This window comes from Marinobacter sp. OP 3.4 (assembly GCF_036224885.1).
Taxonomy (GTDB): Bacteria; Pseudomonadota; Gammaproteobacteria; order Pseudomonadales; family Oleiphilaceae; genus Marinobacter.
Genome location: NZ_JAVVLT010000082.1, coordinates 1 through 2,910, shown reverse-complemented (window position 1 = coordinate 2,910; position 2,910 = coordinate 1). Strand labels below are relative to the sequence as shown.

Here is a 2,910-nt window from a genome sequence, read left to right as displayed (position 1 = left end):
AGTCACTACGCTGGCAGAAATTTGCCATCCGAGTGTTCATGAGAAATCCGGGCTAAGGCGCCAGATGGTGGAGCGACTAAGCGATATCGACAGGCAATTAGAAGCTGAAATGCGTCGAAGCCGTTTTTCAGGGCCCCAGATTGGAAAAAGCGCCTACCCCATAAAACAGGCACGGGATCTTTTGTGGATGCTCGGTCGTTTATATCCGGAAAAGTCGTTTGAACTATCGAGTTCTCTGCCTGAAGACAGCCGATGGCCGATAGAAGAACATGATCTAAATGAAGTATTGGGCAACTTACTCGACAATGCTGGCAAATGGTCTTCGAGATGCGTAGAGCTCTCTGTGGAACAAGGCAGCGGCTTCAAGCGAATAGTTGTTGCTGATGATGGCCCAGGGGTTAATCACAAGGATTTAGCCAGTTTGGGCCAAAGGGGTCTGCGGCTAGATGAGCAAACACCTGGGCACGGTCTCGGCCTTGCTATCGTTCGAGATATAGTGACTCGCTATGAAGGTAAAATCAGCTTTTCGACTAAGTCCTGTAGCGGTTTACGCGTTTCTATCGAATTATTAAGATAAAATCGAATGTTCGCTTTTGTTTAATACCGGGCGGCCAAAATATGTATAGCACTACTCACTCGGTTTCCCCCTAAAAACTTTCACATTTTTACTCTCTAAAATAGCCAACAGACGACGGTTTTCGAGTGCCAAGGTAGCGTTTTTTGAGGCAAGTGCATTGCGCTGCTCCGTTAGATCCACGATCTTTGAACGTAGCTGACGATTCTTGAAGCGCTCCTGTTTGAGCTGGAGATGCTTCTCGTCACGCTGGCTCTGGATCGCTTTGTTGGCATTGCCCCGAATGCGTTCCATCAAGTCAGGATAGTCTTTGTGAATCAGGGCACGACTGACTCCAGCTTCCTCAGCCACGGCAGCCACCGAGACCTTCCGCCCTTTCTCAACTAACTTTGGCTGGCCTTTTTCCAGTCGCACGATGGCCATGCGGATTCGTTTGTGAGTCTCTGACTCAGATGGTTTCGACATCGGCCAATTGCTCCTTGAGGCGGTTGATGTCTACGCCGAGATCGGCCAGGACCTTCTCGCATCGATCCATGGTCCTTTCGACGGTCTTCGATCCCGAGGCGTCCAGATCCTCGATCTGGCGCAGCTCAATTTGTTGCTGGTAAAGGCCTTCCCAGAACGGCTTGTGGTTATCGTCAATGCAACCGTGCTCACAGTTCTCGCACTGGCCACCTGCACAGTCTACGCCGGTGTCATTGGTGCACCAGGCAATGCCTGTGGACCGCAAGTACACCAGTTCACTGATGGCCTGAACCATTTCCCGACGATCTTTATAGGTGCGAGTCTTCTCGGTACGGCTTCGCATCTGACGGACATGCTCCCCCATGCCACCGGAGAGCGGTGTGTCCGGCTCCAGCCAGTGACCGACGATGGCTTGACGCTTTTCCTCAAATGCGGCATAGATTTCATCATAAAGCTCCAGATCCTGCGCCTCGTTCATTACATACAAGATGGTCATATCCAGGCTCCAGTGCTTGAAGTGGTCTCGCAGGTACCGAAGGTCGCCTAGCTTGTGATGGACAACGTAATTCGCAAATGTACGGCGAAACTGGTGCGATGCTAGTTTCCAGTCAAGCTTTAGGCCTGTTGCAAATCTCTTCAGACGATCATCCAATGATTGCCAATTGATCACGCTTATGGGATTACCCTTTTTCATGCTTCTAGTCAGCCCAACACACTCGGAACACTCCTGTAAGCGAGTCACCTCCTGATGATCACCGACTTCTATGGCATGTTCCAGCGCCTGTTCAAGCTCAATTTGCAAGGGCTCTGAAAGCCGTTCGAGCGTCTTCACGGCGTGAATGGCGATCTCGGGGCACAGCCATGACGTTTCGCCCTCATGGGTTTTATCCGAGCGCGAGCCGAGGAAGTAAAAACGCTCACCATCCCGAACCTCGCTGTACCAGTGATCCCGCCTGATGTTGCCCAACTCATGAGCCCGGATGCCGGTGGTGGCCAGAATGATCACGAAGCAACCATCGCGCAGCTCGCGAAGGGCGTTGTTTAAGGCTCCAAAACCCAGATCCCAGCCGCGGGTTTTCAGAAAGCGAGATTTTTCCTTTATCTGACCAGATAGGTTTTTGTAGCGTAATTGATAGTCGCCCACCGCGTCTCGATGTCCCAGCAACTCGGTAGCCCTGCTCAACAGGGATTCGGACTGTTGGAAGAGGGGGTGCAGCACCTCTTCCGGAATGATGTCGGTTTTCGGTTTAGTTGCTTGTTTCAATTTGGCCAGCGCACTTGCGGAGTTCTCGGGCCAGGGGTGGTCGAAACCGTTTGGTGTATCCAGCAGGTGGCGCCAGCACGTCTCCACAACCAGGAGTCGTTGTGCTTTCGTGCCAGGAGCCAGAGGCCCACCGATCCTGTTAGGTGAGGTGAGCTGGTTTACGTGTTGAACATAGCGGTCTGCAACCATAGGCGTGACTTGTGCAAGGCTTCGGATACCCTGGTCGTGCAGCCAGTTCAACCAAACCACAAGTTTCATGAACTGGCCAGAAACTGTTGAGACCGCTAACTTCGTGTTTGCCCAGATCAGTCTCGCCATGACTGCTTTGGATTCGGACCGGAGTTGTTTACATCTGATGCGGGCAAAATCCAACTTGCGCTTGCAGTCCACGAGACTTGTCGGGCAACCGGTCTTCGGTAACCACCAAACCATGTCTTCGTAGCGAGACAGCACATACAGTACCCCCTCTGCCCGATCGGTGGTGACAATGCCGAGTAAGCCTTCGCCGCTCGGCAGGGCTTCCCGAAGCCGTTGACGGTCGGCCAGCACCACTGACCTGCCCCCAGTCTTTAATCCAACTGCTCCCTAGTAATGTCCGTTACTTTTG

Annotated in this window: 3 protein-coding genes; 1 reads left to right on the top strand and 2 read right to left on the bottom strand. The window is 52.5% G+C overall.

The window, feature by feature from the left end:
• A partial coding sequence (locus RO069_RS13910; RefSeq protein WP_328188339.1) for an ATP-binding protein occupies window positions 1-577 on the top strand: 577 nt, incomplete at its 5' end.
• Window positions 578-628: 51 nt separating this feature from the next.
• Here the strand turns inward: RO069_RS13910 and RO069_RS13905 are convergent.
• Window positions 629-997 carry a DUF6262 family protein gene (locus RO069_RS13905; RefSeq protein ID WP_328188337.1) on the bottom strand — a complete coding sequence of 123 codons (369 nt, stop codon included), beginning with the start codon at window positions 995-997 and terminating at the stop codon, window positions 629-631.
• Between the two features lie 25 nt (window positions 998-1,022).
• Window positions 1,023-2,855, bottom strand: a complete 1,833-nt coding sequence (locus tag RO069_RS13900) for a tyrosine-type recombinase/integrase (protein ID WP_328188335.1) — start codon at window positions 2,853-2,855, stop codon at window positions 1,023-1,025.
• Window positions 2,856-2,910: the final 55 nt, after the last annotated feature.